Consider the following 2,690-nt stretch of genomic DNA (forward strand, 5'->3'; position numbering starts at 1 on the left):
TTGGCAATTGTATTACCAATTTTAAATTCTCCGATGATGTAAGCCGCAATAAAGAATGCTGCAAAATTCCAGAGTGCTGCCCAGAGAACTGCCTGGAACGGAGTTAAAACTTTTGTAGAAACAATAGTCGCAATTGAGTTGGCTGCATCATGAAAACCATTGATGTAATCGAATATTAAAGCCAATGCAATAATAACTATAAGTAAAATCGGAAATTCCATTGTTTAATTATAATTATTAATTAAGCGTATTTAATCATGATGTTTTCAATCGTGTTGGCAACATCTTCTGCTTTGTCAGTTACGACTTCAAGATAATTAAGTACAGATGAAACTTTGATAATGTTGATCGCGTCGTTTGTTTCGAACAATTCTACCATAGAATTGGATAACAAATCGTCTGCAATGTTTTCGATAGAGTTTACTTTGATACAAGCTTCTTTTACCTGCTCCATATTTTTGAATCCTTTCAGGTTTTTCATTGCATTCTGGATCTCAAGACAAGCTTTGTGAATCAGTAATGAAAAGTCTGAATAAGCCTTCATTTCCGGCGATTTGTAAAGGAAAATATATTTTGTAGAAGCGTAGATGTAATCTGCGATATCGTCTAATCCTGTTGCTAAAGTGTGGATGTCTTCTCTGTCGAAAGGAGTGATGAAGTTTTTCCCCAGTTCTACGAAGATTTCGTGAGTAAGCTCATCATTTTTGTGTTCGTAATCGCTCATCTTTTTCAACATAGAATCGTCATTCAGATCGAAATCTTTGATTCCGTGGTTGAATTCCTCAGACATTGCTACAAGGTTTTCTGTTACTTTTTCGAAAAGCACAAAGAAGATTTTATCTTTCGGTTGAAAAGCGTGGAAAATATTACCAATTCCCATTGTAAAGTTTTTATAATTCGTGTGCAAATTTCTTAAAAAACCGCCTTACCTGAAAGGGGATAACGTTAAGTTTTGTTAACATTGGATGAACGCCTGATTATCAAATAAAAAAACCGACTTTACAGCCGGTTTTAGATATGTTTTCAGTAAGATTAATTAGCCTCTTCAGCTCTCATTTCTTTACCTCTGAATTTCATTGTAGAAATATTGCTTAAAAGATCTCCTTTGAAAGATTTTTCAACTTCGAAGAAAGAGAATTTCTCTAAAATTTCGATGTCTCCGATCTCAGCTCTTTTTTTGCTTTTTCCGTTCGATGTCGCTTTGTTGATGATGTCTAAAACGTCGAGTTTTTTCAACTGGTCTTTTTTACCAAGGTTGAAGAAAAAGCGAACCATATTTTCGTTCTTTCTTCTTGGTTTTGCACCACGTTCTCTTCTGTCGCTTCTTTCTCCACGTTCCCCTCTGTCGCGGTCTCTTCCTCTGTCACGGTCTCTTCTTGAACCTCTGTCGTCATCTCTGCTGCTTAGTTTTTGTTCCACAAGATCATGTCTGTCTTTGTAGTACATTGCAAGATCCTTTAACTGGAACTGAAGAAGTTTGTGCGCCAGTTCTTCTTTGGTGAATGCCGATAAATCAGGGATCAGAGAATCATCAAATTCAAAGAAATCTTCGTGAATTTCGAATAGACTTTCGAAAACTCCTCCAACCTGAGCTTTGATAATATCGTCACCGGTAGGAATTTTGCCTTCCGTGATTTCAATTTTCGTAGCCGATTTGATCTGTTTTAATTTTCTGCTTTCTTCAGGCTTAATTAAAGACATTGAAATTCCGTCTTTTCCTGCTCTTCCTGTTCTTCCGCTTCTGTGTACGAAAACTTCAGGATCGTCCGGTAAAGAATAGTGGATAACGTGGGTAAGAGAATTCACATCCAGACCTCTCGCTGCAACGTCTGTTGCTACAAGAATATCAATGTTTTTAAGTCTGAATTTCTTCATTACCGTATCTCTCTGCGCCTGAGAAAGGTCTCCGTGAAGTGCATCTGCTGCATAGCCGTTCTGCATTAAGAAATCGGCAACTTCCTGAGTTTCCATTCTTGTTCTGCAGAAAATAATGGAGTACTGATTCGGGTTAGAATCAATTAATCTCTTTAAAGCTTCTTTTTTCTGACGGTAACCTGCCACATAATATTCATGCTTAATGTTCTTTTTAACCTCGTTAATAGAACCTACAGAAATTCTGTGCGGCTTTGTAAGATAGTTTTTGGAAATTCTTTCCACTTCCTTGTTCATCGTTGCAGAGAAAAGGAAAGTCTGTTTTGTTTCCGGTGTTTCGCTTAAAATGGTTTCCAATTCGTCTTTGAACCCCATGGAAAGCATTTCGTCTGCTTCATCCAAAACCAACCAGTGAATGGCAGAAAAGTCTAAAGCCTTTCTGTTAATCAAATCGATTACTCTTCCCGGAGTTCCCACAATAATCTGCGGTTTGTCCTTCAGAGATCTCATTTGCTCCATAATACTGCTTCCACCATAAACGGCTGTGGTTTTGATGTTCTGCATGTACTTAGAATAATTCTTTATGTCTTTAGCAATCTGAAGACATAATTCCCGTGTCGGACAAAGCACCAAAAGCTGGATTTTGCGACTCGTTTCGTCAATCATATCCAAAATCGGAAGCGAAAATGCTGCTGTTTTGCCTGTCCCCGTCTGCGCAAGTGCGATCAAGTCGCGAATATCTGAAAGAATAAAAGGGATAGTCTGTTTTTGGATTTCTGTCGGGCTTTCGTAGCCCAGTTCGCCAATTGCCTTAAGAA

At 37.9% G+C, this 2,690-nt stretch carries 3 protein-coding genes; all 3 read right to left on the bottom strand.

Translation table 11 applies throughout. From position 1 onward, the window contains the following. Positions 1-221 (bottom strand): inorganic phosphate transporter (locus WFK35_RS22040; protein WP_336734726.1); only part of this gene is annotated, 221 nt, incomplete at its 3' end. 20 nt (positions 222-241) lie between these two features. Continuing rightward, a complete protein-coding gene (locus tag WFK35_RS22045; RefSeq protein ID WP_076392175.1) occupies positions 242-880 on the bottom strand; it encodes a DUF47 domain-containing protein in 639 nt (212 codons plus the stop codon). Between the two features lie 152 nt (positions 881-1,032). Next, positions 1,033-2,690 (bottom strand): DEAD/DEAH box helicase (locus WFK35_RS22050; protein ID WP_336734728.1); only part of this gene is annotated, 1,658 nt, incomplete at its 5' end.

Origin of the sequence: Chryseobacterium sp. VD8, assembly GCF_037149975.1 — a bacterium.
Classification (GTDB): domain Bacteria; phylum Bacteroidota; class Bacteroidia; order Flavobacteriales; family Weeksellaceae; genus Chryseobacterium; species Chryseobacterium indicum.

Bases quoted from the DNA above. Each gene is read 5' to 3' on its own strand.
- WFK35_RS22045 (WP_076392175.1), bottom strand. From the start codon at position 880: ATGGGAATTGGTAATATTTTCCACGCTTTTCAACCGAAAGATAAAATC.